A 25,748-nucleotide genomic window follows, 5' to 3' on the forward strand; every position below is an offset into this window, starting at 1 on the left:
CGTTGGAAACCGACATCCTCATCATCGGCTCCGGCGCGGCAGGGCTGACAGCGGCGCTGCAGCTGGCGCAGAAGTACAAAGTCACTGTGCTGGCCAAAGGTGCGCTGTCCGATGGTGCCACGGCATGGGCCCAGGGCGGGATTGCGGCGGTGCTTGAGCCCGGCGACACGTTTGAGAGCCATATCGAAGACACGATGGTCGCCGGCGCGGGGTTGAACAACCGCGCGACCGTCGAATTTGTCATCGAGCATGCCCCTCAGGCAATCGACAGGCTGGCGAAGCTTGGTGTGCCCTTCAACCTCGGCGGGCCGACCAACGAATTTGGCGAGCAATGGCATCTGACGCGCGAAGGCGGGCATAGCCATCGCCGCATCGTCCATGTCAACGACGCGACCGGCTGGGCGGTGCAGCAAGCGCTGGAATCGGCGGCACGCGAAAATCCGAATATCACCCTGGTGCCTGACATGGTGGCAATCGACCTGATCGTTGGCCGCCATCAGGAACGTTTTTCAACCAGCGGGCGGGTGCATGGCATTTATGCACTCAACCGCAAAACCGGGAAGGTAGAGGCGTTCACCGCGCGCGCCACCATCCTTGCGACTGGCGGGGCGGGACGCACCTATCTCTATTCGACCGCACCGCGAGGGGCGACAGGCGATGGCATCGCAATGGCGTGGCGGGCAGGCTGCCGTGTGTCGAACATGGAAATGATGCAGTTCCACCCGACCTGCCTCTACAATCTGGAGGTCAAGAATTTCCTGATTACCGAGGCTGTACGCGGGGAGGGCGGTATCCTCAAAAATCCCAAGACCGGGCACCGTTACATGCCCGATTATGACGCGCGGGCAGAGTTAGCTCCGCGCGACATCGTGGCGCGTGCCAATGACGGGGAAATCAAGCGCGACGGCCTCGATTATGTCCATCTCGATATCAGCCACAAGGATCCGGAGTTCGTCCGCAAGCATTTCCCCAACATCTATGAAAAGCTGATGGGGCTGGGCATTGATATCACCAAGGAGCCAATCCCGGTTGTCCCTGCGCAGCATTATACCTGTGGCGGTGTGCTGGTCGATCTGGACGGGCGCACCGACGCGCCGGGGCTGTATGCGGCAGGCGAAGTGACCCAGTCTGGGCTGCACGGCGCAAACCGGCTTGCCTCGAACAGCCTGCTCGAATGTTTTGTGTTCGGCGATGCCTGCGCCGCGCATATCGACGCGCATTGGGATGAATTGCCGCCACCGCCCGCCATTCGTCCTTGGGATGAAAGCCGCGTGACCGACAGCGATGAGGAAGTCGTGATCGCGCAATGCTGGCGCGAAATCCGCCAGTTCATGTGGAATTTCGTTGGCATCGTCCGCACCACAAAGCGGTTGGAGCGCGCCAAGCACCGCATCGACCTGCTGCGCCAAGAGGTCGAGGATTATTACAGCCACTTCCGCGTAACGCCCGACCTGATCGAGCTGCGCAATCTGGTCGAAGTGGCTGATCTCATCATCCGCTCGGCGCTATCCCGCAAGGAAAGCCGCGGGCTGCATTATACGCTGGATTATCCGAAGCTGTTGCCAGAAGCGCGGGATACGGTGCTGGTGCCCTAAGCCTTTTTGCGCGCTGCCCACAGATGGTGCACGCCCACAATGATGGCACCAATCGCCAGCCCCGCGACACCGGATAGCCCTGCGTCAACAATCCACGCCAGCGCGCCTTCGTGCAGGCCGAACCATTCGGCGGGGTGCAGGCCAAAGCCGTGGACGATAATTTGTCCACCGACCCACAGCATCGCCGCGGTACCTACCACCGAAAGGAAGGTCATCAATTTGGGCATGCCTTTTACCAGTCCGCGGCCCAGCGCCTGTGTCGCGCCATTTTCGCGCTGCGCCATGTGCAGGCCGATATCGTCCATTTTCACGATGAAACCAACGACGCCATAAACAGCAATTGTGATTACAACCGCGACCAGTGCCAGCACGGCGGCCTCCAGCCAGATTGAGGTTTCAGCGAGGCCTTTCACTTCGTTCAAGGCAATCGCCATAATTTCGGCAGACAGGATGAAGTCGGTGCGCACTGCGCCCTTCACCATATTCTCTTCATGGGTCTTGCTGCAGACTTCGGCAAATTCGTCGGCCAGCGTCTCTTCCTCATGCGGCATCAGTTTTTCGAGGACTTTTTCCGCCCCTTCGAAGCAAAGGAACGCGCCACCAAGCATTAGCAGCGGGGTTATCGCCCATGGCAGGAAGAAGCTGAGCAACAACGCCACCGGCAGGATGATGATAATCTTGTTGAACAGCGATCCCTTGGCGATGCGCCAGATGATCGGCAGTTCGCGGTCGGGGGTGAAGCCGGTAACATATTGCGGGGTAACGGCGGTATCATCGATAACGACGCCAGCAGCCTTGCTGCCTGCTTTGCCGGCTGCGGCTGCAACATCATCAACCGATGCGGCAGCGACTTTGGCAATGGTGGCGATATCGTCGAGAAGCGCGGCGAGACCGGATGGCATGGAATTCCCCTGTCAAAGATTTTGCTTGAAATAAAACCGTAGCCCTGAGCCTGTCGAAGGGCGCTTCGCAGCCGTGGCGCTACGCTTACAGCCGCCCTTCGACAGGCTCAGGGCTACGGTGCTAAATGAAATTGGTCAGGAATCAAAGCCTTCAGCCAAGAAGCGTTCGGCAATTGCAGCATGAAGAGCCGCGCCTTTCGCCATCACGCTTTCATCGAGCACCATGCGGTTCGAATGTAGTCCGCAGCATTGCCGCCAATCATCGCCTTCATGACTGGCGCCTAAGAAGAACATGGCACCGGGAACCTTCTCAAGCACATAGGCGAAATCCTCAGCCCCCATGATCGGGGCGTCGAGCGTCATCCAGCTTTCGGCACCGAAGGTGGATTCAACCACCTCTTGCCCGAAACGAACCGCGCGGTCGTCGCATAGCGTGACTGGAAAGCCTTGCTCGATATGCACTTGCGCCTCGCATCCGTGCGCGGCAGCAATGCCGGGGGCGAGGCGCTGCAATTCTTCTGCCACCATCGCGCGGCGGCGTGGGCTGAGTGTCCGGATTGTACCGAGCAGGTTGGCGGTTTCGGGAATGATGTTGTTGGTCGTCCCCGCTTCTATCTTGGCAATGGTAATGACTGCGGGGTCAAACACCGAAACCTTGCGCGTCACCATCGTCTGGATCGCAGAGACGATTTCGCAGGCGACCGGAATGGGGTCAACCGCGTCGTGCGGCATAGAGGCATGGCCCCCCTTGCCGGTAATCTTGATCGACAGGACGTCGGATGAGGCGAGCAGCGGCCCGGCACGTCCGGTGAAAATCCCGTGCGGTGCATTGGGCATGATGTGGAGGGCAAAGGCCGCATCGGGCAGCGGGTCGAGCAAGCCGTCGTCGAGCATGAAGCGGGCGCCATGATGGCCCTCTTCGCCCGGCTGGAACATGAAATAGACAGTGCCGGTCAGTTGCTCTTTGCGTGCGCACAGCATTTTTGCCGCACCCACCAGCATGGCGACGTGTGTGTCATGTCCGCAGGCGTGCATCGCGCCGGTAGTTTCGGATGCAAAGTCGAGGCCTGTATCCTCGTGCAACGGAAGCGCATCCATATCGCCACGCAGTAACACGGTGCGGCCATTTGAAGGGCCGCGTAAAATGGCGAGCAAGCCTGTTGTCGAAGGCCCTTCACGAAACTCAAGCGGAAGCCCGGCGAGTGCGGCTTTTATCTTCGCCAGCGTTTTGGGGTTCTGCAGGCCAAGCTCGGGCTCGCGATGGATCGCACGGCGGAGTTCGACCAGATCGGGAAGGAGGTTTTCGGCGTCTTCACGCCAAGGGGTGTCGGTCAGCGTCATGTGACGCTCACTAACACCCCTTTGGATCAGTTGGTAGCGGGATCAGTCGTCCAGCCGTACCGTTGCATATTGTGTCGGCGCGCCGCGGCGCTTGACGCCGAGCAGCACGGCGCTGCGACCGGCCTTTTTGGCTTCGCTGACTGCAGCGGCAAATTGCGCGGTGGTGGTCACAGCCTTATAATTGACCGAGACGATTACGTCGCCGCGCCGGATCCCGGCCTGCGCCGCCGAGCCTGCGCCCGGAATGTCGACGACGACACCCTTGATATCGGTCCCCATGCCCAACTGGCGGGCGATTTCGGGGTCGAGCGGAATGACACTAACGCCCAGCGCGTCACGGATGGCCTTGGTATCGGCATCATCGCCCTTCTGGTCGAAATCCTTGTTTTCGTCCGGATCGAAATTGCTTTGCGCCAGTTTCTCTTCGGTCGGGCGTGTGCCAACGGTTGCGGTAATCCGCATCGGCTTGCCCTCGCGCAGGATATCGAGCGGGATTTTGGTGCCCGGCTTGATGTTGGCGACAATGTAGGACAGCGTATCGTCGGGGGTCACGTCACGGCCATTGACCTTTAGAACAATGTCGCCCTCTTTCAGGCCGGCCTTGTCGGCGGCTTCATCCTTGACGATGCGGGTGACGAACTCACCCTTGTTCTTGTCGATGCCCAGGGCATCGGCCATGTCGGCACCCACAGGCTGGATCCCAATGCCCAGATATCCACGCTCGGGACGCACGCCCTTGCGCAGCGAATCGATGACGGGGATGGCTTCTTCGGCGGGGATGGCAAAACCGACACCGATATTTGCGCCGACCGGCGAAATCAGGCGGTTGTTGATGCCGATGACCTTGCCGTCGAGGTTGAACAGCGGGCCACCCGAATTGCCGGGGTTAATCGCGGTGTCGGTCTGGATGAAGCGGTCATAGGCACCGCCTGCGCCAATGTTGCGCTGCAGGGCCGAAATGATACCGGCGGTGACCGTGCTGCCAAGGCCAAGCGGGTTGCCAATGGCAATCACCCAGTCACCAACGCGATTGCTTTCCGATGTCTGCATTTCGACGAAGGGCACACCGGTCACCTTGACCTTGAGCAAGGCAAGGTCCGATGTCGCGTCGCGACCAATGATTTCGGCTTTGAACTCGCGCCCGTCGAACAGGGTTACGCTGACTTCGTCAACCGCATCGCCCTTCGGACCACCTGCAATCACATGGTTGTTGGTGACGATCAGGCCGTCGGCGCTGATGAAAAAGCCCGAACCGCCGCTCTGCTGTTCCTGCGTGACTGGGCGGCGTTCGCCAGTGAAGGGGTTGAAGCTGGTCGCAACCTGAACCTTCTGCTTGGTCGCGATATTGACCACGGCGGGCTGCAGCTGGGCTGCCAGATCAGCAAAGCTGTTCGGCGCACCGCGCGGGGCAAGGCCCGATTGTGCAATCGTAACGGGACCCGGAGCGGGAACCGGCCCTGCGTTTCCGGTCGAAAGCGCAAAGGCGCTACCCGAAAGCAGAAGCAGAGCAGTAACTCCATAAGCATAACGCACGATAGTCATTCCTCTTCATTCATTGCCGGACTTTTCCGGACTAAACCCGGTCGTCCTTGCGATATGTTAATGAACGCCAATTGAACAATTGTCGTCCGCTGGTTTGGGTCATGCAAACGGCAAACCAGCTTCGACGAACGTCACTTAATCAGCGGCCTTCACGAAATTTCCTCAAATAATCATTATTTGGCGACAGCACGAACGTGGTCTTGCCTGCGCCATCCTGCCCTTCCTGGACGAAGGTGCGGCGATAGGACTGCATTCCGCGATAGAAATCGTAGAATTCCGGATCCTTGCCATAGCTGGCGGCATAAATGCGTGCTGCTTCGGCTTCGGCATTGGCGCGAATGATCTGCGCTTCCTTCTGGCCCTCGGCATCGATCGCGATTGCTTCCTGCTGACGCGCGCTGCGCATCCGCTGGAATGCGGATTTGAGCGGTGCGCCATCGGGCAGGTCGGCGCGCTTGATGCGCACGTCGATGATTTCCGCACCATATTTGCGGGCTTCGCGGTTCAGCGATCTCTGGACATTTTCCATCACCTCGCCGCGTTCCGGGCTGAGCATGGTCGCAAAGGAGCGACGGCCAAGCTCGTTACGGAGCGACGAACCGAGAATTGTCCGGAGCTGTTCGCGCAACCGGTCTTCGGTGCGAATGGTGCGGTACATCACTGTGGGCTTGGTCACACGAAAACGGGCAAAAGCATCAACCTGCAAGCGCAACTGATCGGTGGACAGCACCTCTTGCCGTTCCATTTCGACGCTGAGAACCCGCTTGTCGATATACTGGATCTGCTCGACAAAGGGGATGCGGAATGTCAGTCCGGCGTTGGTATTGCCGAATGTTTCCTTTTCTTTGTAAGCATTTACAACGCGCTGCACCTGACCAAAGCTGCTAATAATCGCTTGCTGCGTCTCGGGAACGACGGACACGGAACTGCCCAGCAAGACCAGGCTCCCTATGCCGATCGCACCTAGAACTACCGGGTTTTGGAGGAATGTAGTGCTCATTGCTTCTTCCCCGTTACGGTCACGGTATCGGTCGCGGCTGACGCCGCACGGCGCTGAATTTCGGGAAGCGGCAGATAAGGGGTCACGCTGCCGCTTTCCACGATGGTCTTGTCGACCTTGCTCAAAACCTGCTCCATGGTTTCATAATAGATACGACGCCGCGTCACTTCGGGCGCGGTTTTATATTGCTCGTAAATCTTGTCGAATTCAGCCGTTTCACCCAGCGCCAGCTCGGTCACGCGGCTGGCATAGGCACGGGCGTCATTCAGATAGCTTTCGCGGCGCTGCTGCGACGCGTTCACTTCGCGGAAGGCGTCATTGACCTCGGCCGGCGGGTCGGATTCGCGGATCGAAATGCTGCGGACCATCACGCCCGACCGATATTCGTCGAGAATTGCCTGCATCCGCTGGCGCACTTGCGCTTCGATTTCGGACCGGCTGCCACCGATGGCCTGGATAAGATTGAAATTGGCCACCGCTGCACGCATGGCGCTTTCAGCGACTTCCTGCACACTGGCATCGGGCTGGTCGAGCTGGAACAGATACAGTTCCGGATCCTTGATTGACCAGCGAATGTCATAGGCCATGTCGACCAGATTCTGGTCCTTGGTCAGCACCAGATTTTCCGCATTTGCCCGAACCGAACCGATGGAGGTGGTGCGAATTTGCTGCGTATCGACCTTTTCAAGCCGCTCGATCGGGGCGGGCAGGGTCAGCGCGATACCGGGCTGAACGGTGCGCGAATAGCTGCCGAACAGGGTGACGACGCCTTCCTGTTCCGGGCCGATGCGGTGAACGCTGGTCCAGAGCAGCCAGATTGCAACCAGACCGCCTGCGACGATCGGCCACCAGCTCTTGCCATCGGGGCGCTGCGGAAGGCCGCCAAAGCCGCCTCCGCCACCACCGGCCTTGCGGCGGAAAAGATCTTCGAGTGAGGGCCCACGCGCATTCGGTCCGCGCTGCGGGCTGGGCTCCCATGGGCTGGAGGGTTGGGCATCATTGCCGTTTCCACCATTAGCCGATGTGGGTTGAGGCGTTCCGCCCTGACCCTTGGTGTCGCCATTGTCTGGAGCGTCCCATGGCCCCTTGCCTTCGTTACTCATGGGCCGGGCTGCTCCCCCTTCCTCGTTTTTCATCATGTTCGACATATAGGAACGCCTTTTCGAGAAAAACAGTGTCATTCCCGAAAATCTGATTCTATTCGGTCAGCGATGGTTGATGTTCAAAAAATCCAGTCCGCAATCGAACAGGTTGCAGGGGAACGGGCAAGCGGTCTCAAACTTGCAGACGACAAGGTTTCGCTGGTGCTCGATGTTGCCGGGCTTGGCGCGCAGCAACGCGAACAACTCGCGCAAGAATTGCACCGGGTGATGGAGGCAGCGGCCCCCGGCTGCGCCATCCGGATATTGCAGACCGCCGAACGGATCGTGCCCCGGTTGATAGCAGTAGCGAGCGGCAAAGGCGGGGTTGGCAAATCGACCTTGTCGACCAATCTGGCTGTCGCGATGCGCAGGGCAGGGCGTGCGGCGGGCCTCGTCGATGCCGACATTTATGGCCCGTCACAGCCGCGGCTGCTGGGCGTTGAAGGCGTGAAGCCAGAGGCTGAGGGCAAGAAACTGGTCCCAACGGTCGGTGCAGGCGGCGTTCCCTTTTTGTCGATGGGGCAACTGGCGGCACCGGGACAGGCCATCGCATGGCGGGGGCCGATGGCGGGTCAGGCCCTGTCGCAACTGGTCGATGCGGTTTGGGGGGACGTCCGCGACATCGTTGTCGATATGCCGCCGGGGACTGGCGACATCCAGTTGTCGATGATTCAGAAACACAAGCCGGTCGGTGCGGTGATTGTTTCAACCCCTCAAGACCTTGCATTGATGGATGCAACCCGCGCGATTGCCTTTTTTGAAACCGCCAAGGTTCCGATCATCGGGCTGGTCGAAAATATGGCAGGCTATGTCTGTCCGCATTGCGGCGAAGTCAGCGATCCGTTCGGCATCGGCGGGGCGGAAGCCGCGGCGCGCGAGTTGGGCATTCCCTTTCTGGGGCGCATTCCGCTGGACATCTCCATCCGCACGGCAAGCGACGAAGGCGTGCCTCCGGCGTTGACAGATGGTCCAATCGGTCTCGCATTCGGCCAGATTGCAGGCAAGGTTGCGTCCTGGATCGACAGTCAACGGAGCGCCGGTTGAAAAAATTTAGCGATTTTCAGCCGTCTCGGCGCAGCCTTTTAATCGGCGGCGGTGTGGGCGTCGGCCTTCTGGTCGCGTGGCAGTTCTGGCCGCGCGAATATCGCCCCAATCTCGCTGCCGACGAAGGCGAATATGTGTTCGGCAGCTGGCTGAAAATTGCTGAAGATGGCAAGATCACCATTGCCATTCCGCAAAGCGAAATGGGGCAGGGTGTCTATACCTCACTGGCGCAAATTGTCGCTGGCGAACTGGGAGCAGACTGGCGCACGGTAGCAGTTCAGCCAGCGTTGAATAGCCCGCTTTTCGCAAATGATCTGTTTGTCAGGGAATGGCGCTCCGCCATGATACCGGCCGCTGTGGGCGGTTTTGGGGGCAGTGCTATGCTCGATGACTGGAGCGAGCGCTGGGCTGAGAATAACAGTTTCATGATAACGGCTGGGTCGACCTCTATTCGCCAGTTCGAAATGCCCTGTCGTATGGCTGGTGCGGCGGCGCGCGTAATGTTGTGTCAGGCCGCCGCCGCGCGATGGGATACGCTGTGGGAGAATTGCGAAACCGGTGGCGGCTTTGTCTTTTTCGGCAAAAAGAAGATCGCATTTGCCGAACTGGTCGCTGACGCATCGGGCTATGACGTGCCCGATCCTGTGCCACTGAGGCCGACACCGCAAAACGGCCTTTCGGGCAAAGAAGTATTGCGGCTCGATGTTGCAGCCAAAGTTGACGGCAGTGCCAATTTTGCCGGCGACATCCGGCTTCCGGACATGCTGTATGCGTCAGTCCGGGCTGGGCCGATTGGCGATACGCATCTCAAGGAAATTGATCGTGCAGGGGCTGCGGGAATTAAGGGTCTGGTTGATGTCGTGCGCACCGACACATGGGTGGCAACGCTTGCGACCAATTGGTGGGCTGCCAACAAGGCGCTTGATGCGATTGCTCCGGTGTTTTCGACCAAAGGCCGAATGCCTGAAAGCCCGAGCATCAGCGAGGCACTGGAGCGTGCCCTAAACAAAGGGCCGGGCGCACGCCTGGTTGATGTCGGATCGGTCGATGCTTCGCTTGAAAAGTCGGCAGGCACACGGGTTTTCAAAAGCCAATATGCGGTGCAGGCCGCACTGCACGCGCCGATTGAAACACGCAGTGCAACAGCGGAATATCGTAACGGGCGGCTGACCTTGTGGCTGGCAACGCAAGCGCCCGAAGCTGCGCGACTTGCCGCTGCCAAGGCTATTGGCATTGAACCTGATGCCGTCGCCATAATTCAGATGATGGCGGGCGGCAGCTTTGGCCGAAACCTTGAATCGCAAATTGCCGCGCAGGTTGCGGTACTGGCAAAACATGTCGATCGTCCGGTGCAGCTGATCTGGTCAAGGCCGGAAGATTTTATGCGCGATGCGGTACGTCCGCCGGCGCATGCACGCATGACGGCGGCAATGGGGCGCGGCGGACGGATTGAAGGACTGGCTGTCCGTATTGCCGTTCCAGCGACAGCGCGGCAGCAATGGCGCCGTCTGCAGGGCGACAGTGCCGTGGATGCCATTGCCGACACCTCGGATGCCCATGATCCACTGGCCATTGATGGGGCGATGCCACCTTATGCCATCCCCAATTTGACGGTCGATCATTTCCCGGTCGATTTGCCGCTGCCGACCGGCTTGTGGCGCGGGAACGCGCACAGCTACACGGCGTTTTTTGTTGAGAGTTTCATCAACGAACTGGCTGCTGCCGCTGGCGTCGAGCCGCTTTCCTACAGGATGCAGATGCTGGTCGGCCAGACGCGGCTCGCCCGTTGTCTGACAACGGTCGCCACGCTGTCAGGCTGGGATGGGGGCGCAGGGGCCAGCGGCAAGGGGCTGGCCTGCCATTCGATGTACGGCAGTTACATCGCGGTCATCGCTTCGGCGCGAACCGGCGACCAGGGCGTGCGGGTTGACCGGATATCGGCGGCTGTCGATTGCGGTCGGTTGATCAATCCGGAAATTGCCCGTCAGCAGATTGAAGGCGGTATCATCTTTGGTCTCGCACAGGCGCTGGGGTCTGCGACAGAATATGAAAACGGCCTTCCGGTTGCGCGCCGGTTGCGCGACATCGACTTGCCGGTACTTGCCGATATTCCGGAGATTGAAGTCGAATTCATCCGCAGCGATGAAGAACCGGGAGGCGTGAGCGAGCTTGGTGTACCCGCCGTGGCCCCTGCGATTGCCAACGCGCTCTTTTCCGCCGCCGGGGTTCGACTACGGGAACTCCCCTTATTGTCGCGCGGATTGTAACGGCTAACGGGGCGCATGATGTTACCAGCCAGCCATCCCCCCGTTGCAGCCCCCAAAGTCGGTGTGCTGCTGGTCAATCTCGGTACGCCCGATGCCCCTAATACGGCGGCGGTGCGCCGCTATCTGGCGGAATTCCTTTCCGACAGACGTGTGGTCGAAATCCCGTCATTGATCTGGAAGCCCATATTGCACGGCATCATCCTGCGCACGCGACCGGCCAAGTCAGCTGCGAACTATGCCAAGGTCTGGATGGATGAAGGCTCGCCGCTCGCAGTTTACACAAACCGGCAGGCTTCCGCATTGCAAAGCAGGCTGGGCAGCGCAATCGATGTCCGCGTCGCGATGCGCTATGGGCAGCCCGCTATCGCTTCACAGCTGTCCGCAATGAAGGCTGATGGCTGCAACCGCATCCTCGTTGCACCGCTCTATCCGCAATATTCGGGTGCGACCACCGCGACTGTCGTTGACGAAGTTGGACGCGCGCTCGCGGCGATGCGCTGGCAACCGGCATTGCGGACTTTGCCCGCCTATCATGACGATCCGGCGCACATTGCGGCACTGGCAACCCGGTTGAAGACGCAACTGGCCGAGCTTGATTTTGAACCTGACGCGATTGTCGCCAGCTTCCACGGCATGCCCGAACGGACGCTGCAACTGGGCGACCCCTATCATTGCCATTGCCAAAAGACGGCGCGCCTGCTTTCCGAAGCATTGGGCAAGCCGCTGACCATCGCCTTCCAGTCACGCTTTGGCCGCGCTAAATGGCTTGAGCCGTCGACCGAAGACACCATCAAGCGGCTGGCGAACGAAGGCAAAAAGAGGGTCGCCATTTTCGCGCCCGGCTTCTCCGCCGATTGCCTCGAAACACTCGAAGAGCTGGCGATGCTGGGTATGGAGCAATTCGAGGAAGCAGGCGGGGAGCATTATGCCTATCTGCCGTGCCTCAATGACAGCGAACCCGGCATGGACATGCTTGAAACCCTGATTCGGCGGGAACTTTCCGGCTGGCTGTGAATAGCGATGCACTGACGTTTACGGAAACTTGTTGCTTTCCCAAACTCTGGTTATGCCGCTCATAAGACTAATAAACAGTCAGGAGTGGATGAGATGACGCGCATTGCGGTGGTTACCGGTGGCACACGCGGTATTGGTGAGGCAATCAGCCTGAAGCTGAAGGAAAAGGGGCGCTTTGTCATCGCCAACTATGGCGGCAATGATGCAGCCGCCAAGGAATTTTCCGACCGCACCGGGATTGCCGTCCGCAAATGGGATGTCGGCAATCATCAGGCTTGCCTTGACGCATGCGCAGCCATCGAAGCCGAGTTCGGTCCCGTCGACATCATGGTCAACAATGCGGGCATCACCCGCGACGCAACGATGGTCAAAATGACATTCGAGCAATGGGATGAGGTTATCCGCGTCGACCTGACCGGTTGTTTCAACATGGCCAAAGCAGTGTTTGCCGGAATGCGCGAACGCAAATGGGGGCGTATCGTCAATGTCGGCTCGGTCAACGGGCAGGGCGGGCAGATCGGCCAGGTCAATTATGCGGCGGCCAAGTCGGGCATTCATGGCTTCACCAAGTCGCTGGCAATGGAAGGCGCGCGTTTCGGCGTCACCGCCAATGCCATTGCCCCGGGCTATATCGCGACCGAAATGCTCGCGACGATCCCTGACAATGTGATGGAAAAGATTGTCGCGCAGATTCCCATAGGCCGCCTCGGTCAGGCCGACGAAATCGCCCGCGGCGTGGAGTTTCTAACCAGTGACAATGCCGGCTTCATCACCGGATCGACCCTGTCGATCAATGGCGGGCAGCATATGTATTGATAATGACTGGCCGGTCACCTTATCACCCGCCGGTCAAGCGCAGCGTTACCATATCAGGGCACCAGACTTCGATCAGCCTGGAGCCGCTGTTTTGGGATATGCTGAAGGCAGCTTCGGACGAGACCGGGCTGCCGGTCAATGCGCTCGTTGCAGCGATCGATAATGAGCGGCTCGCTTCGCCTACGCCCAGCGGTCTTGCCGGAGCGATACGGATATGGCTCGTTGAACGATTGAGAGCGGGAGGCGCTACGTAAACAAATGCCGCCCTGCGGGGGGCAGGAGCGGCAACAGTTGCGACCCGAAACCATATATAACGTTATGGCTCGATAACTTCTGACAACAACACGGAGCGGCAAACGCAACCAGAAACTGCCGTTACCAGCCTCATCGCCATGTTCGGGGGGGACGCAGGCGATGTTTTCAAGTGCAGTTAAGGGAGGGATTCAGGGGCTGCACTTTGCTGGCACGGTGGTCACGTCAACCGTTCCGTATTTGCAGATATGCCCTTGCGCGATGGTGTTTACCATACGGCTTTATGCCCATAGGGCTAAAGCCGATGTCAGATGCCGGCTTCTACGGCTATCCGCACGGCATCGGCCGCGTTGGAGGTCGACAACTTCTTGAACAACAGCATGCGATGCATCTGCACCGTCTTTTCGCTGAGGGTCAGCATATAGGCGATCTGCTTGGTGCGATATCCCTGTGCCATCAGCTTCAATATCTCGCGCTGACGCGGCGACAATGTGTCGACTAGCGCTGCTGCCTGCTGTTGGCGGATAGCGGTGATGCTGTCTTCGGTCTTGGCAATTTCAATCTGCGAACCAACGAAATATTCGATTTCTCCATCGGCATCGAACAATGGCGCGATCATGACGGCGTTGCGAAACTGGGTGCCGTCCTTTTTATAGTTCACCAGTTCGGCAATTGTTGGTGTTCGCTGTTCGATGGCGACGCGCAATTTTTCGGTCTGTGCGGTTTCGGTTTTCGCCCCGCGCAAAAAGCGGCAATTCCGGCCAACCACCTCATCTTCGTCATAGCCGGTCAGGTCAAGGAAGGCCTGATTGACGGCGATCAACGGGTTGTCGGTTTGCCGCGGGTCGCTGACAACGGTGGCAATCGGGCTATGACGGATTGATTCCAGCACAGGATGCCGGTTGCCGGAAATGGACTTAACAGACTTCATCAGACAATCCCTCTGCAGGTAAATTGCCCGAAGTTCACATGCTTATCAAGTGGCTGCAAAATCCTTTAGTCCGCCCCGACCCGTTCAATGTCCGCCCCGACAAGGCTCAGCTTTTCCTCAAGCCGTTCATAGCCGCGATCGAGGTGATAGATGCGGCTGACCTCGGTCTGCCCTTCGGCGACCAGCCCTGCGATGATCAGACTCATCGATGCGCGTAGGTCGGTTGCCATCACCGGTGCTCCGGTCAGCTTGGGCACGCCGTGGACAATCGCGGTGCGGCCCTTGGTTTCGATATGCGCGCCCATGCGGTTCAGCTCGGGAACGTGCATATAGCGGTTCTCGAAAATGGTTTCGGTTAGCACGCTGGCGCCATCGGCCATGCACAGCATCGCCATGAACTGCGCCTGCATGTCGGTAGCAAAGCCGGGATAAGGCGCGGTCGAGATGGTCAGCGGTTTGAGGCGACCCTCTGAGGCTACACGCAGCCCACCCTTGACGGGCTCAACAGTCACGCCGCAGGTGCGCAGGGCATCTACCGTCGCCTGCATTTCACCTTCGTTGGCCCCCACAAGCTCTACTTCGCCTCCCGTCGTGGCGACGGCGCAGGCATAGCTGCCTGCCTCGATACGATCTCCCATCACGCGATAGGTGGCACCATGCAGCCGATCCTTGCCATGGATGGTCAGATCAGAGCTGCCAATACCTTCGATTTCGGCACCCATGGCGACGAGCAGGTTGCAAAGATCGACAATTTCCGGCTCGCGCGCGGCATTGTGGAGGACGCAGGTGCCCTGGGCGAGCACGGCTGCCATCAGGGCATTTTCGGTCGCGCCCACGGAAACAACGGGGAAGGTATAACTGCCCCCTGGTAGCCCGCCCTTGGGCGCGGTTGCCTTCACATAGCCCGAAGCCAGCTCGATCTCTGCACCAAAGGCTTCAAGTGCCTTCAAATGGAGGTCGATCGGGCGGTTGCCGATTGCGCAGCCGCCGGGTAGCGACACGGTCGCTTCGCCCATCCGCGCGAGCATCGGGCCAAGCACGAGGATCGAGGCGCGCATCTTGCGGACCAGTTCATAAGGCGCGACGGATGATGTAATGCGGGTCGCCTCCAGCGTCATGACGCGACCGAAATCTTCGGGGCGAGAACCGGCGATCGTTGTCGAAATGCCGAACTGGTTCATCAGATGCTGGAAGCCGTCAATATCGGCCAGTCGCGGCAGGTTGCGTAGTGTCAACGGCTCATCGGTGAGCAGGGCGCAGGGAAGCAGCGTCAACGCGCTGTTCTTGGCTCCCGAAATCGGAATTTTGCCTTTCAGCTTGTTGCCGCCGCGAATGATTATTTTGTCCATCGCAGCGGTTTAGCGCGATGCGCGCCGGGCGCAAGCTCATCCTTTGCGCAGCGCCTCTGCCACCTGACCGAGCCGCTCTTTCCCCCAGAAAATTTCATTTCCGACGAAAAATGTGGGCACGCCAAATGCACCGCGCGCAGCGGCCTTTTCGGTGTTTGCCAACAGTTCTGCCTTGACCTCTGAGTCCTCGACTTTGGCAAGCAGCGCTGCTCCATCCAGCCCGGCTGCGTCGAGTACGTCTTTGACAACCGCCGCGTCGCCCATATTCGCGCCATGCTCCCACATTGCCGCCATGACAGCCTCAACATAGGGCATGAAACATCCCAAATGCTGCGCAGCAACTGCACCGCGCATCAGGTACAGCGAATTGATCGGAAAATGGGGGTTCATTTTGAAAGGTATGTTGTGCGCCGTCACGAAACGGTTGAACTCAAGCATTTCATAATCGCGCTTCGCCGGCGTTTCAGCATAGCGCATCATTGGCGCCTGATTGTTGGTGATTTTGAACAGGCCGCCCAGCAGGATGGGAACATAGGTGGCCGTCGCACCGGTTGCATTGCACAGTTCAGGAAGCACCTTGTGCGCTAGATAACTGTTGGGGCCACCGAAATCGAAAAGAAATTCAAAACTTTTGCTCACCATGTCTCTCCCCAAGGGCGCAGGTCCATCTCATGGGTCCAGGCGCTGCGATGCTGCTTATGCAGCGCAACATATTGCGCAGCAATGGCTTCCGGCGAGAGCACCAGATCATTCGCCTTGGCGTCGTCAAAATCGGGGCGAAGACCGCGGATGAATTCGGTATCGATGCCGCCATCGATGATGCTGTGAGCGACATGGATGTTTTGCGGTCCCAGTTCGCGCGCCATCGATTGGGCCAGCATGCGCAGCGCAGCCTTCGCGCCCGAGAAAGCCGAATAGCCCGAACCGCCCCGGATCGAGGCGGTCGCGCCGGTAAAGATAATCGTGCCACGTTGGCGCCGCACCATATGCTTTGCGGCTTCGCGGCCCATCAGGAAACCGGCAAAGGTCGCCATCTCCCAGACCTTGCGGTAGACCTGCGCGGTGGTGTCGGTGATGCCAAAACGCACATTGGCGCCGATGTTGAATATCGCGACCTCGATAGGCCCGATATCGCGTTCGATAGTCTCGACCAATGCTACCATCGCATCTTCATCGCGCGCATCCGCCGGATAGGCATGAGCTTTGTGTCCGGCGTCGCGGATGGATTGCGCCAGTTCCTCCAGCTTGTCGGCATGGCGCGCACGGCGGTTGACGCAGGCGGTGTAGCCTTCGGCGGCAAAGGCTTTGGCGATCGCTCCGCCGGTTGCATCACCGGCACCGATAATCAGGGCTGCGGACATAAGCGAATCTCCTTGGCGCTCCATAGTAGCTATGATAAGCATAGTAACAAGTGGAATTTAAAAGGGCTGATTGCATGCCGCGCCGCACCGATCTGTCAGACACTTTTTGCCCAGTTGGCCGTTCGGCGGAACTTGTCGGCGACCGTGCTGTGCTGCTGATTTTGCGCGACCTGTTTTTTGGCGTACGCCGGTTCGAAGCTTTCCAGGCGAACACCGGCCTTGGCCCGCAGATTTTGGCGGACCGGCTCAAACGGATGGAACGGGAGGGCGTAGTCGAAAAACGGCCATACCAGCAACGTCCCGTTCGCCACGAATACTGGCTCACCGACAAAGGCAAAGCGTTGTTCGATGTGCTCTATGCCATGCGCAACTGGGCCGAACGCTGGGCCTATTCTCCTGAGGAAAATGGCGCGTTTGGGCGAGCTGTTCGCTATACGCACCGGAAATGTGGAACAGACGTCGGGCTTTCTAGCATTTGCCCGCAATGTGGTGATATGCTGGGTTATGGCGATCTGAAAGGCGAGATGTCGCCTGCGTTGTTAGCCGAGAGAGAAGCGCGAGTAGCGCGCTAGGTCACGCCTTCTCCAGCGTGCACTGCAGCGGGTGCTGGTGCTTCTTGGCGAAGTCCATCACCTGGTTCACCTTGGTTTCGGCAACCTCATAGGTGAAGATTCCGCAAACGCCGACACCCTTCTGGTGGACGTGCAGCATCACCCGCGTCGCTTGCTCGGTATCCATCTGGAAAAAGGCTTTCAGCACATGGACGACGAATTCCATCGGCGTGTAATCGTCGTTGAGCAGCAGGACTTTATACTGGCTGGGCTTTTTGGTCTTGGGCCGCGTACGCGTGGCAAGCCCGACGCCCGGTCCGCGTGTATCGTCCCGATCACCGTCTGGTCCCGCTGTAACGCGAATATTTGAATGTCGGTCCAAAGCCATATCCTGAAAATAGGGTAAGGTGGGGGCGTTCCGCAAGTGCTGTTAATGGTAAATCGCGCACAAAGAAAAAGCCGCCCTTCCGGTTGGGAAGGACGGCTCTTTCAAAATGCGCCGGTTTGTCTGGTTTCCTGCCTCCAGGGAGGAGAGGAGAGAGGGGGCAGGTGCTCTAACGCCCCGGCGCAATCTTCCAGGAGGGCTTATGCAGCCTTCTTGAAAAAGTCGGCAGCGACCGCGAAACGGTTCGAGATCGGCTGGAACATGTCGTTTGCAAGCTTGACGAGCGCTTCGGTGTTCTTCGAACCCTGCGCAACCGCAGTGTCAAAGCCCTTGCGCATCCATTCGCCCTGCAGCTTTACGAAGTCGGTCGGGTTTTTCACGGCCGTAACTTCCTTCACAGCTGCCTGAGCTTCTTCGAAGTTCTTCTTGGCATATTCGAGGTTGGTCTTGCCCAGATCCTGTGCGCCCTTGGCGACGATCTTGCCGGCTTCGACCAGTGCTTCGAGGTTGGCCTTGTTGAACTCGGTTGCTTCAGCAGCGAGCTTCTTGCCCTTTTCAGCAGCTTCGGTTGCCTTTTCGCGCACGTCGGCGAAAAAGTCTGCAGCCTTGGCCTGTGCTTCCTTGGCGGTCTTTTCTACGGTGTCAGTCATTTTCTTGACTCCTTCAGAGAGGGGTTTGTCATCGACAGAGACAATGCTCGTCACCAGCTGCTCGGCCTTTTCAGGCTTGGCTTCGGTTGCAGTGACAACCGGCTTTGCGGGTGCAGCCTTGGGCGCCGCAGTCTTGCGGGCTTTGGTTGCGGTCGTTTCAGCCTTGCTTGCCATTTTCATGCACCATTTCTGTTTTGTTGCAGTGCACAATAATGATTCAGGGGAGGGGAGTCAATAAAAATGGTGCAGTGCACAAAAAATAAAATCCGCCTTTTACAGCGGATTGTTTGAAAAGCTGTCCCCGGGGATGGTCCCGGGGACAGTTTAGGCGATGCGTGCTTTATGCGGCTTCGTCGATAACGAGCCGTTCAAACCGGTCATAGTGATAATCTGCAGAACCAAATTGGCCTTCGATGAGCGTCGCGCGCTTGAAGTAATGGCCGATCGCCAGTTCCTGCGTGATGCCGATGCCGCCATGCGTCTGGATCGCGTTCTGGCCGACAAATTTCGCTCCGCGCGAAACTTTCGCCTTGCACTGCGATACGGCGGCCATGCGCTCATGCGCCGGCTTGTCGAGGTGCAGCGTGGCATAGGTCGTCATCGACTTGGCCTGTTCGACTTCCATGAACATGTCGACCATGCGGTGCTGCAACACCTGGAAGCGGGCGATCGGCTGGCCGAACTGTTGACGCTGCTTCGAATAGTCGAGCGTGCCTTCGTGCAGCTTGGCCATCACGCCGGTGGCTTCTGCACAGACTGCGACCGTTGCCTCGTCGACAACACGGTCGATCAGGTCCATCCCGCCAGCGAGCAAAGCGTCGCCCGGAATGGCGACATTTTCGAAATACACTTCCGAAGCGCGGTTGCCGTCTACGGTCGGATAGTCGCGGCGGGTGATGCCGGGAAGGTTGGCGTCTATCAGGAACAGCTCAACGCCGTTACGCTCGCGGGTTGAGCCGCCTGTGCGCGCGGTGACGAGCAGGTGGGTCGCCCAAGGCGCGCAGTAAACAACGCCTTTGTGACCGTTGAGGATGTAACCGCTGCCGTCGGCCTTCGCCGTTGTGCGGATATTGGCGAGGTCATAACGGCCCTGCGGTTCGGCATAGGCAAAGGCGATGATGCTTTCGCCCGAGATGATACCCGGGATATGGGCCGCCGCCTGCGCGCCGCCAACAGCCTTCAGCGCGCCGCCGCCAATGACGACGGTCTGCAGATAAGGCTCGATCGCGATGACCTTGCCGAATTCTTCCATCAGCAACGCGTTTTCCAGAGCGCCGCCGCCAAGGCCGCCATGCTCTTCGTCAAAGGCTGCGCCCAGCAGGCCCAGCTCATTGGCAAGCGCATTCCAGATGCCCGGATCACGGCCCGCATCGGTCGCGATCATTTTCTGGCGGGTGTCGAAATCATAAGTATCGGCCAGAAAGCGCGCGAGCGTGTCGCGGATCATCCCCTGGGTTTCGTTATAGGTAAAATCCATTTTCGCTTATCCTCTCAAAGACCCAGAACCATCTTGGCGATGATGTTATGCTGGATCTCGTTGGATCCGCCATAAATGGTGGTCTTGCGCATGTTGAAATAGCTCGGCGCTGTGCGATGCGCATAGTCCGGGCCGATCGGGTGCTCGTTGTCGCCCTCGCCAAAGCCACGGAAGTAAGGCGCGCCATAATGGCCGACCGCTTCCAATGCGAGTTCAGTAATGCGCTGCTGGATTTCCGATCCCTTGATCTTGAGCAGGCTCGATTCCGGTCCCGGGCCACGCCCTGCCGCTTCACCCGCCAGGCTACGCAGCTCGGTGAATTCGAGTGCAGTCAGGTCGGTCTGCAGCTCGGCCACCTTGCGCTTGAAGAACGGGTTGGCGAGCAGCGGACGATCGCCATCCTGTTCGGAACGGGCGATATCCTTGATGCGCTCTATACCGCGCTTTGAGGCCGCGACGCCGGCAATGCCCGTACGTTCGTGGGCAAGCAGGAACTTGGCGCAGGTCCAGCCTTTATTCTCCTCGTAAACGCGGTTTTCAACCGGAACGCGGACGTCCTCGAGCCAGACTTCGTTCACTTCATGCTCGCCGCCCAAGGTGATGATCGGGCGCACGGTGATGCCAGGCGTTTTCATGTCTACAAGGAGGAAGCTGATGCCCTCCTGCTGCTTGGCATCGGAATCGGTGCGGACAAGGAAGAAACCCCAATCGGCATGCTGTGCCATCGTCGTCCAGGTTTTCTGGCCGTTGACGACATAATGTTCGCCATCGCGCACGGCTTTGGTGCGCAGCGAGGCAAGGTCCGAGCCCGAGCCAGGTTCCGAATAGCCCTGGCACCACCAATCCTCACCCGAAAGGATTCGGGGAAGGAACTTGGCTTTCTGCTCCGGCGTTCCGAAAGTATAGATAACGGGGCCAACCATCGATAGGCCGAAGGGCATCAAACGGATGCAATCGGCGCGGGCGGTTTCTTCCGACCAGATATAGCGCTGGGTGGGGCTCCAGCCGGTGCCGCCATATTCAACCGGCCATGCGGGGGCGACCCAGCCCTTTTTGTGCAAAATGCGGTGCCAGGCGAGGAAATCCTCTTTGCCCAGCTCGTCGCCTTCGTCTTGCTTGCCGCGCAGTTCCTGCGGGTAGTTTTCAGCGATAAATGCCCGCACTTCGTCACGGAAGGCGAGGTCTTCGGCAGTGAATTCCATATCCATGGCAGCTCTCCTCTGTTGCGGCAATGTAGCGCGCACGTCCTCGCAAAGCGAGCCGACTCGCACCAAATCCGTCTGCCATTGGAATTACCGGACGTTTACGTAAACGTCAATTGACCTGCCGCTATTTTACCAACATGGTGTCCCTTTAGATTTTGCCTTGAGGAGAGGGCATTTATGGAGGAATGGCGGCGCGGTTGGCGCACCGTTTTGGGCGCGGCGCTGGCGGCAGCGACAGGCGTCAACCTGCTCTATTTTGTCTTCAGCCTGTTCATTCCCCATCTGCAAAAGGAAACCGGCTGGACACTCGGGCAGTTCTCTCAACTGCAGGCGATTGTCGGCATAGGCTCGCTCGCGGCACCGCTCGCCGGTTGGGCGATGGATCGATATGGATGTCGCAAAGTCTGGGCGGCCGGTATGGTCGCCATTGCCCTGTTATACATAGTGGTGGGTGTGGCACCGGTAATTCCGGCGATGTTTGGTGCCCTTGTATTCGCAACAGGCCTGATTGGCGTAGCAACCACGTCGATATCCTACACGCGGGCTGTTAACAGTTGGTTCGAGCGGCAAAGGGGCCTGGCGCTTGCGCTTTCGGCCACAGGAATTTCCCTTGCGGCCATATTCCTGCCGCCGGTGCTGGAGCGGATCATCACTCTTGAAGGGTGGCGCACCGGCTATTTCATGTTGGCAGCGCTCGCCTTGTTCATCGGTTTACCGTCGATATTGTTCCTCGTCGCAGATCCGCCGCCCCGCAAGGCGAGTTCTTTGGAAGATCACGAAAGTTTGCAAACCGGCCCCGACTCTTTTTGGCGTAGCGGGACATTCTGGCTGATTGCCGTCAGCTATATCGGCATCAACATGCCCGCCTCCGGGATGCTTAGCCAGATGGTTCCGATGATGCTGGAGGAGGGTCTGACATCGGCACAGGCGGCATTCGGTATCTCCGCTTTTGCCGCAGGGCAGTTTTTCGGCAGGCTCGCCTGCGGCTGGTTGCTGGATAGGGTGAACCCGCAACGCACAGCGTTTTTCTTCACACTGATCCCGGCGATTGGATGTGTATTGCTGTGGCAGACGCAGAATTATTATGCTGCGGCGCTTTTCGCTGTGGCGGCTATCGGTGTGCAGCAAGGGGCGGAGATTGATTTGCTCGCTTATTTTGTCGCCAGCCGTTTCGGAATGGATCGCTATGGCACCATCTATGGCTGGGTGCAGGTTGCAGGCTGGACCGGCACGTTGTGCGGCGTGCTGCTGTTCGGCAAAATTCACGACTGGACTGGTGACTATTCGCTGTTCCAGGCCGGTGCGGTCTTTTCCTATGTCATTGCCGCGACAGGTTTCCTGTTCATCCGGTTAAAGCCTCAGCGTGTCTTTACATAGCTTCCCGGGGCTTCTTCCAGCGCCTTTAATTTGCCTTCACCCGGCTGGCGCGCGCCTTTGGCCGCGATCTGCTTTGGTGCCTGAGCCGACAGCCAGTTGAGCCAATCGGGCCACCAGCTGCCCTTGGTTTCGACAGCACCCTCGATATACTCGTCGAGGCTTGAAACCGTGGGGTCTTCGTTGAGCCAATATTGATATTTGCCCTGCGCAGGCGGGTTGACCACACCGGCGATATGGCCGCTGCCTGCCAGCACAAAGCGTATCGGGCCCTGGAAATGGTCGCGGATTTTCCAGACGCTGCCGACAGGGGCGATATGGTCCTCGCGGCCTGCTTGTACATAGGTCGGTGTTGTGACTTTGCGGAGGTCGATGGGTGTGCCCAACGCGGATAGCGCACCGGGTTCGACCAGCTTGTTGTCGCGATACAGATCGCACAGATAGTCTTTGTGCCATTTGGCCGGCAGGTTGGTAACGTCGCCATTCCAGTGGAGCAGGTCAAACGCAGGATAGTCTTCGCCGAGCAGATAATGCTTGTTCACCGTCGACCAGATCAGGTCGTTGCCGCGCAACAGGTTGAAGGTCAGTGCAAGGTAGCGGCCATCGAGAAAACCCTGCTGCGATGCTAGCGACTCGATCATCTTCAACTGATGCTCGTCGATGAAGTTGAGCAATTCGCCGCTGCGGGTGAAATCGACCTGCGCGGTAAAGAAGGTCGCGCTCTTCACCTTGGCGTCTTCGCCGCGAGCAGCAAGGATGGCGAGCGTTGCCGCTAGCGTTGTGCCCGCAACACAATAGCCGATGGCGTGGACGCTATCGACGTCAAGCGCGTCGCGGATCGTATCGATCGCTTCGATCTGCGCGGCGATATAATCGTCCCACACCACATCGCGCATCGACGCATCGGCCGACTTCCATGATACGACGAACACAGTAATGCCTTGGTCGACGCACCATTTGATGAAGCTTTTCTCGGCGGTCAGATCGAGAATGTAGAAACGGTTGATCCAGGGCGGGAAGATGACCAGCGGAGTTTCGAAAACCTTATCGGTGGTCGGCGTGTACTGTACAAGCTGATAAAGCGGGGTCTGGTGCACCACCTTGCCGGGGGTGCAGGCGATATTTTCGCCCAGCCGGAAGGCCTGCGGGTCGGTATGGGTCAGCTGCCCGCGCTGCATATCCGCCAGCATGTGGCTGACACCCGTCATCAGGCTCTGTCCCTTGGTCTCGATCGCCTTTTCGAGAGCGACCGGGTTGGTCAGTGGCGAGTTGGCGGGACTCATCGCCTCGACAACGGTGCGTACGGCGAATTCGAGCTTAGCCTTATCCGCTTTCGACAGATGCTCCATCTCGTGCGCCGCGCCGATCATATAATCGGACATCAGCTGATACCCCTGCCGCATCAGGTCGAATACAGGATGCTCCCATTGCGGGGCGGCGAAGCGGCGATCCTTGGCATTGAGTTTGTCGTGCCCGGCCTTCGCCAGCGGTGCCAGCACTTCACCCCATGCATCGAGCGCATGCTTGTAAGCAGTGAGCGGGTCGGCCGCGCCAGCCCCGAAAGTTTCGGCCATTTTGGCGATCTGTTCGGGGTCCATAAGGGGCGGAGTGGTGGATGAATCGGCCATGTCTGTTGCATAACCCAAGCGGCCGCATTGTCTAAGCTTCTATTTGTTGTGCGGCGCAACATAGACATTGCAGCAAAATGCGCCTATGGAGGGGTTTGAAAACTGGAACCCCAATGACAATTGAAAAACTTCCCGCGCTTCTTGGTGAAGCGCTTACCGCGCGTGGCTATACCACGCTGACCCCTGTGCAATCCGCTGTCATCGCCGAAGAGGCCGTTGGTCGTGACCTTGTTGTTTCGGCGCAAACCGGCTCCGGCAAGACCGTTGCTTTCGGTCTCGCCATGGCGCCAGAGATTCTCGATGGCGGGCTGGTCAGCCTGGCGCGCGATCCCGCCGCCCTGATTATCGCGCCGACTCGCGAACTGGCTTTGCAGGTCAGCCGCGAATTGATGTGGCTTTATGGGAAGGCCGGTGTGCGCATCGCCACCTGTGTCGGCGGCATGGATGCTTCGAAAGAACGCCGCAACCTCCAGACCGGCCCGCAAATCGTGGTCGGCACGCCGGGGCGTTTGCGCGACCATCTGGAACGCGGAGCACTGAACCTGTCGGCGTTGAAAGTCGCGGTGCTCGATGAGGCCGACGAGATGCTCGACATGGGTTTCCGGGAAGAGCTGGAGGATATCCTCAACGCCACGCCCGAAGGCCGCCGCACTTTGCTGTTCTCGGCAACGATGCCCAAGCCGATTGTCGCGCTTGCCAAACGCTATCAGCATGATGCGCTGCGCATATCGACCGTCGGCGAAGATCGCGGCCATGGCGATATCAGCTATCAGGTCGTGACGGTCGCGCCGCCAGACATTGAAAACGCCGTGGTAAACCTGCTCCGCCTGCATGAAGCCGATACAGCAATCCTGTTTTGCGCGACGCGCGAAAGCGTGCGGCATCTCTATTCGAAACTGACCAATCGGGGCTTCAACGCCGTGGCGCTATCCGGCGAGCATAGCCAGAGCGAGCGCAACCAGGCGCTGCAGGCACTGCGCGACCGCCGCGCCCGCGTCTGCGTCGCAACCGACGTTGCCGCGCGCGGGATCGATTTGCCCAACCTGTCGCTGGTCATCCATGTCGAGCTGCCGCGCGACGCCGAAGGCTTGCAGCACCGTTCGGGCCGCACCGGTCGGGCAGGCAAGAAGGGCACAGCTGTTCTGGTGGTTCCCTATCAGCGGCGCAAGCGCGTCGAATCGATGCTGCGCGGGGCGCGGATCGAGGCCGAATGGATCAAGGTCCCGACCGCCGAGGATATTCGCGCGAAAGACCATGAACGGCTGCTCGAAATGCTGTTGACTCCGGTCGAGGCCGAAGAGGAAGACCGTGCATTGGGCGCCCGTCTGCTCGAGACGATGAGCGCAGAAGATGTGGCGGCAGCCCTCGTCCGCGCGCACCGCGCAAAAATGCCGGCACCTGAAGAGCTGCTCGACAATGGCAGCGGAGAACGGATGCAGGATGATCGCCGCGCCGGATTCGACGATTCGGTCTGGTTCAAACTCAATATCGGTCGCCGAAATAACGCCGATCCGAAATGGCTGTTGCCGTTGCTCTGCCGCAGGGGCGGGGTGACCAAGAATGATATTGGCGCGATCCGCATTGCCGCCGACGAAACCTATGTCGGCATTGCAGCTGCGGCCGCCCGCCACTTCGCCAAGGCAGTGGCGCAACGCGGACATGATGAAGACAATGATGTCGAAATTATCGAGGCTGAAGGTCCACCGCGTCAGGCTGCGCGCGAGAACAAGCGCAAGGGCAGGGGTAATGAGTCAACGCCGCGCCATAGCCCGCGTCCCTTTCAGGGCCCGCGCGGTGACGGACCAGCTGGTGATGGCAAACGCCCCTTCCGCAAAGCCGGACCTCCGCCGTCCAAACACGGTGTGAAGCACAAGGCAAAGGGCAACCGACCACGCTAAACGTTTAGATCCTAACCCTAAAGT

Annotated in this window: 23 protein-coding genes; 9 read left to right on the forward strand and 14 right to left on the reverse strand. The window is 59.1% G+C overall.

Annotation, left to right across the window (positions count from 1 at the left end; all coding sequences use genetic code 11):
• Positions 1-2: 2 nt before the first annotated feature.
• Complete coding sequence (nadB, locus tag DXH95_RS13515) at positions 3-1,595, forward strand: L-aspartate oxidase (RefSeq protein WP_115550031.1); 1,593 nt, start codon at positions 3-5, stop codon at positions 1,593-1,595.
• Here the strand turns inward: nadB and DXH95_RS13520 are convergent.
• The 5 genes from DXH95_RS13520 to hflK form a co-directional block, all read right to left on the reverse strand.
• Positions 1,592-2,497 carry a DUF808 domain-containing protein gene (locus DXH95_RS13520; RefSeq protein WP_115550032.1) on the reverse strand — a complete coding sequence of 302 codons (906 nt, stop codon included), beginning with the start codon at positions 2,495-2,497 and terminating at the stop codon, positions 1,592-1,594. The two genes, nadB and DXH95_RS13520, sit on opposite strands and share 4 nt — an antisense overlap.
• Before the next feature lie 135 nt (positions 2,498-2,632).
• Positions 2,633-3,838, reverse strand: a complete 1,206-nt coding sequence (locus tag DXH95_RS13525) for a M20 metallopeptidase family protein (RefSeq protein ID WP_115550033.1) — start codon at positions 3,836-3,838, stop codon at positions 2,633-2,635.
• A 42-nt stretch (positions 3,839-3,880) separates the two neighbouring features.
• Positions 3,881-5,380: a trypsin-like peptidase domain-containing protein gene (locus tag DXH95_RS13530; protein ID WP_239016656.1), complete on the reverse strand. Its 1,500-nt coding sequence runs from the start codon at positions 5,378-5,380 to the stop codon at positions 3,881-3,883.
• A 139-nt stretch (positions 5,381-5,519) separates the two neighbouring features.
• A complete protein-coding gene (hflC, locus tag DXH95_RS13535) occupies positions 5,520-6,380 on the reverse strand; it encodes a protease modulator HflC (RefSeq protein WP_115550034.1) in 861 nt (286 codons plus the stop codon).
• Positions 6,377-7,483, reverse strand: coding sequence for a protease modulator HflK (hflK, locus tag DXH95_RS13540; protein ID WP_115550199.1), 1,107 nt, complete (start codon positions 7,481-7,483; stop codon positions 6,377-6,379). Before hflK ends, hflC begins: the two co-directional genes overlap by 4 nt.
• A 108-nt stretch (positions 7,484-7,591) precedes the next feature.
• Between hflK and DXH95_RS13545 the strand changes: the two genes are divergently transcribed.
• From DXH95_RS13545 to DXH95_RS13565, 5 genes are all read left to right on the forward strand, one after another.
• Positions 7,592-8,566, forward strand: a complete 975-nt coding sequence (locus DXH95_RS13545) for an Mrp/NBP35 family ATP-binding protein (RefSeq protein ID WP_115550035.1) — start codon at positions 7,592-7,594, stop codon at positions 8,564-8,566.
• Positions 8,563-10,833: a xanthine dehydrogenase family protein molybdopterin-binding subunit gene (locus DXH95_RS13550; protein ID WP_115550036.1), complete on the forward strand. Its 2,271-nt coding sequence runs from the start codon at positions 8,563-8,565 to the stop codon at positions 10,831-10,833. The genes DXH95_RS13545 and DXH95_RS13550 overlap by 4 nt, the downstream gene beginning before the upstream one ends.
• 15 nt (positions 10,834-10,848) lie before the next feature.
• On the forward strand, positions 10,849-11,847 hold the full coding sequence (hemH, locus tag DXH95_RS13555; protein WP_115550037.1) for a ferrochelatase: 999 nt from the start codon (positions 10,849-10,851) through the stop codon (positions 11,845-11,847).
• 93 nt (positions 11,848-11,940) lie between these two features.
• On the forward strand, positions 11,941-12,663 hold the full coding sequence (phbB, locus tag DXH95_RS13560) for an acetoacetyl-CoA reductase (protein ID WP_115550038.1): 723 nt from the start codon (positions 11,941-11,943) through the stop codon (positions 12,661-12,663).
• Positions 12,664-12,665: 2 nt separating this feature from the next.
• On the forward strand, positions 12,666-12,917 hold the full coding sequence (locus tag DXH95_RS13565; protein ID WP_115550039.1) for a ribbon-helix-helix domain-containing protein: 252 nt from the start codon (positions 12,666-12,668) through the stop codon (positions 12,915-12,917).
• 305 nt (positions 12,918-13,222) lie between these two features.
• On the opposite strand, the gene DXH95_RS13570 is transcribed toward DXH95_RS13565, so the two are convergent.
• The 4 genes from DXH95_RS13570 to DXH95_RS13585 all read right to left on the reverse strand — a co-directional run bounded on the left by DXH95_RS13570 (position 13,223) and on the right by DXH95_RS13585 (position 16,556).
• Complete coding sequence (locus tag DXH95_RS13570; protein WP_115550040.1) at positions 13,223-13,846, reverse strand: LuxR C-terminal-related transcriptional regulator; 624 nt, start codon at positions 13,844-13,846, stop codon at positions 13,223-13,225.
• Positions 13,847-13,911: 65 nt separating this feature from the next.
• Positions 13,912-15,195, reverse strand: coding sequence for a UDP-N-acetylglucosamine 1-carboxyvinyltransferase (gene murA / locus DXH95_RS13575; protein ID WP_115550041.1), 1,284 nt, complete (start codon positions 15,193-15,195; stop codon positions 13,912-13,914).
• Positions 15,196-15,231: 36 nt separating this feature from the next.
• Positions 15,232-15,837, reverse strand: coding sequence for a 2-hydroxychromene-2-carboxylate isomerase (locus tag DXH95_RS13580; RefSeq protein ID WP_115550042.1), 606 nt, complete (start codon positions 15,835-15,837; stop codon positions 15,232-15,234).
• Complete coding sequence (locus DXH95_RS13585) at positions 15,831-16,556, reverse strand: SDR family oxidoreductase (protein ID WP_115550200.1); 726 nt, start codon at positions 16,554-16,556, stop codon at positions 15,831-15,833. The genes DXH95_RS13580 and DXH95_RS13585 overlap by 7 nt, the downstream gene beginning before the upstream one ends.
• A gap of 74 nt (positions 16,557-16,630) precedes the next feature.
• On the opposite strand from DXH95_RS13585, the gene DXH95_RS13590 reads away from it, so the two are divergent.
• Positions 16,631-17,128 (forward strand): winged helix-turn-helix transcriptional regulator, encoded by a 498-nt coding sequence (locus DXH95_RS13590; protein ID WP_115550043.1) that lies wholly within the window; start codon positions 16,631-16,633, stop codon positions 17,126-17,128.
• A 1-nt stretch (position 17,129) separates the two neighbouring features.
• Here DXH95_RS13590 and clpS read toward each other — a convergent pair whose 3' ends face one another.
• The 4 genes from clpS to DXH95_RS13610 all read right to left on the reverse strand — a co-directional run bounded on the left by clpS (position 17,130) and on the right by DXH95_RS13610 (position 20,827).
• Entirely contained in the window at positions 17,130-17,495 is a 366-nt protein-coding gene (clpS, locus tag DXH95_RS13595) for an ATP-dependent Clp protease adapter ClpS (protein WP_115550044.1), read from the reverse strand.
• A gap of 197 nt (positions 17,496-17,692) precedes the next feature.
• Positions 17,693-18,316 carry a phasin family protein gene (locus tag DXH95_RS13600; protein ID WP_181883683.1) on the reverse strand — a complete coding sequence of 208 codons (624 nt, stop codon included), beginning with the start codon at positions 18,314-18,316 and terminating at the stop codon, positions 17,693-17,695.
• A gap of 166 nt (positions 18,317-18,482) precedes the next feature.
• Positions 18,483-19,619: an acyl-CoA dehydrogenase family protein gene (locus DXH95_RS13605; protein ID WP_115550046.1), complete on the reverse strand. Its 1,137-nt coding sequence runs from the start codon at positions 19,617-19,619 to the stop codon at positions 18,483-18,485.
• 14 nt (positions 19,620-19,633) lie between these two features.
• The gene (locus DXH95_RS13610; RefSeq protein WP_115550047.1) at positions 19,634-20,827 is read right to left on the reverse strand and encodes an acyl-CoA dehydrogenase family protein; all 1,194 of its coding nucleotides are present in this window, start codon (positions 20,825-20,827) and stop codon (positions 19,634-19,636) included.
• Between the two features lie 174 nt (positions 20,828-21,001).
• On the opposite strand from DXH95_RS13610, the gene DXH95_RS13615 reads away from it, so the two are divergent.
• Positions 21,002-22,201 (forward strand): MFS transporter, encoded by a 1,200-nt coding sequence (locus DXH95_RS13615; protein ID WP_115550048.1) that lies wholly within the window; start codon positions 21,002-21,004, stop codon positions 22,199-22,201.
• Here the strand turns inward: DXH95_RS13615 and DXH95_RS13620 are convergent.
• Positions 22,183-23,826 carry a PHA/PHB synthase family protein gene (locus DXH95_RS13620; RefSeq protein ID WP_115550049.1) on the reverse strand — a complete coding sequence of 548 codons (1,644 nt, stop codon included), beginning with the start codon at positions 23,824-23,826 and terminating at the stop codon, positions 22,183-22,185. The two genes, DXH95_RS13615 and DXH95_RS13620, sit on opposite strands and share 19 nt — an antisense overlap.
• Positions 23,827-23,939: 113 nt before the next feature.
• On the opposite strand from DXH95_RS13620, the gene DXH95_RS13625 reads away from it, so the two are divergent.
• A complete protein-coding gene (locus tag DXH95_RS13625; RefSeq protein WP_115550050.1) occupies positions 23,940-25,724 on the forward strand; it encodes a DEAD/DEAH box helicase in 1,785 nt (594 codons plus the stop codon).
• Positions 25,725-25,748: the final 24 nt, after the last annotated feature.

This window comes from Sphingorhabdus pulchriflava (assembly GCF_003367235.1).
In the GTDB taxonomy this organism is placed as follows: Bacteria; Pseudomonadota; Alphaproteobacteria; order Sphingomonadales; family Sphingomonadaceae; genus Sphingorhabdus_B; species Sphingorhabdus_B pulchriflava.

Coding starts and splice junctions, on each gene's coding strand:
- DXH95_RS13530 (WP_239016656.1), bottom strand. CDS start 5,380: ATGACTATCGTGCGTTATGCTTATGGAGTTACTGCTCTGCTTCTGCTT.
- DXH95_RS13585 (WP_115550200.1), bottom strand. CDS start 16,556: ATGTCCGCAGCCCTGATTATCGGTGCCGGTGATGCAACCGGCGGAGCG.
- DXH95_RS13570 (WP_115550040.1), bottom strand. CDS start 13,846: ATGAAGTCTGTTAAGTCCATTTCCGGCAACCGGCATCCTGTGCTGGAA.
- DXH95_RS13525 (WP_115550033.1), bottom strand. CDS start 3,838: ATGACGCTGACCGACACCCCTTGGCGTGAAGACGCCGAAAACCTCCTT.
- DXH95_RS13520 (WP_115550032.1), bottom strand. CDS start 2,497: ATGCCATCCGGTCTCGCCGCGCTTCTCGACGATATCGCCACCATTGCC.
- hflK (WP_115550199.1), bottom strand. CDS start 7,483: ATGAGTAACGAAGGCAAGGGGCCATGGGACGCTCCAGACAATGGCGAC.
- DXH95_RS13625 (WP_115550050.1), top strand. CDS start 23,940: ATGACAATTGAAAAACTTCCCGCGCTTCTTGGTGAAGCGCTTACCGCG.
- DXH95_RS13610 (WP_115550047.1), bottom strand. CDS start 20,827: ATGGATATGGAATTCACTGCCGAAGACCTCGCCTTCCGTGACGAAGTG.
- DXH95_RS13590 (WP_115550043.1), top strand. CDS start 16,631: ATGCCGCGCCGCACCGATCTGTCAGACACTTTTTGCCCAGTTGGCCGT.
- hflC (WP_115550034.1), bottom strand. CDS start 6,380: ATGAGCACTACATTCCTCCAAAACCCGGTAGTTCTAGGTGCGATCGGC.
- DXH95_RS13605 (WP_115550046.1), bottom strand. CDS start 19,619: ATGGATTTTACCTATAACGAAACCCAGGGGATGATCCGCGACACGCTC.
- murA (WP_115550041.1), bottom strand. CDS start 15,195: ATGGACAAAATAATCATTCGCGGCGGCAACAAGCTGAAAGGCAAAATT.
- DXH95_RS13565 (WP_115550039.1), top strand. CDS start 12,666: ATGACTGGCCGGTCACCTTATCACCCGCCGGTCAAGCGCAGCGTTACC.
- clpS (WP_115550044.1), bottom strand. CDS start 17,495: ATGGCTTTGGACCGACATTCAAATATTCGCGTTACAGCGGGACCAGAC.
- DXH95_RS13580 (WP_115550042.1), bottom strand. CDS start 15,837: ATGGTGAGCAAAAGTTTTGAATTTCTTTTCGATTTCGGTGGCCCCAAC.
- DXH95_RS13620 (WP_115550049.1), bottom strand. CDS start 23,826: ATGGCCGATTCATCCACCACTCCGCCCCTTATGGACCCCGAACAGATC.
- DXH95_RS13615 (WP_115550048.1), top strand. CDS start 21,002: ATGGAGGAATGGCGGCGCGGTTGGCGCACCGTTTTGGGCGCGGCGCTG.
- DXH95_RS13545 (WP_115550035.1), top strand. CDS start 7,592: ATGGTTGATGTTCAAAAAATCCAGTCCGCAATCGAACAGGTTGCAGGG.
- phbB (WP_115550038.1), top strand. CDS start 11,941: ATGACGCGCATTGCGGTGGTTACCGGTGGCACACGCGGTATTGGTGAG.
- DXH95_RS13600 (WP_181883683.1), bottom strand. CDS start 18,316: ATGGCAAGCAAGGCTGAAACGACCGCAACCAAAGCCCGCAAGACTGCG.
- hemH (WP_115550037.1), top strand. CDS start 10,849: ATGATGTTACCAGCCAGCCATCCCCCCGTTGCAGCCCCCAAAGTCGGT.